The organism is Haloferax sp. Atlit-6N (genome assembly GCF_003383195.1).
GTDB lineage: Archaea > Halobacteriota > Halobacteria > Halobacteriales > Haloferacaceae > Haloferax > Haloferax gibbonsii.
Genome location: NZ_QEQJ01000184.1, coordinates 1 through 519, shown reverse-complemented (window position 1 = coordinate 519; position 519 = coordinate 1). Strand labels below are relative to the sequence as shown.

The following is a 519-nucleotide window of genomic DNA, read 5'->3' as shown; positions in this document are numbered from 1 at the left end:
ATATCTCCCCATTGAACCCCCGAACCACAATATTGTTTCCCAGCGCCAATATTTGAATGCCATCTCACTTCCAAGATAGACTTTGGATTCGAAGCAGAAACTGACAAAGATTCCCCTCCCGTATGTACCAGTGTATGACGCAGACCATCACTGTCGAAGGAATGACCTGCGGTCACTGTGAACAGACAGTCGAAGACGCGCTTCGAGAAGTGAGCGGCGTGACCGACGCGACTGCCGATCGCGAGGCCGAACAGGCGAGCGTCGATGGCGATGCTGACGTCACGTCACTCGTTCAAGCCGTCGAGGACGCTGGATACACCGCCCACGCCTGAGAACCGCCGGAACGCACGTCCACAAGCGCCCCGCCGTTCTCGTTCGACACCGGCCCTCTTGACGGTACCGCGCCGTATCAGGGTCTGGACAATATAATGAGGGACGGCACCAAAACCCACGCCATGAGCAACAATCCAGACCACGAGAACTCCGAAACCTCCTCTGTAGAGGGTAACTCCTCGCATC

At 56.5% G+C, this 519-nt stretch carries 1 protein-coding gene; it reads left to right on the top strand.

Features of this window, described 5'->3' with window-relative positions; translation table 11 throughout:
- Window positions 1-134 precede the first annotated feature (134 nt).
- Window positions 135-332: a heavy-metal-associated domain-containing protein gene (locus DEQ92_RS21840; RefSeq protein WP_115821780.1), complete on the top strand. Its 198-nt coding sequence runs from the start codon at window positions 135-137 to the stop codon at window positions 330-332.
- The last annotated feature ends 187 nt before the right edge of the window (window positions 333-519 follow it).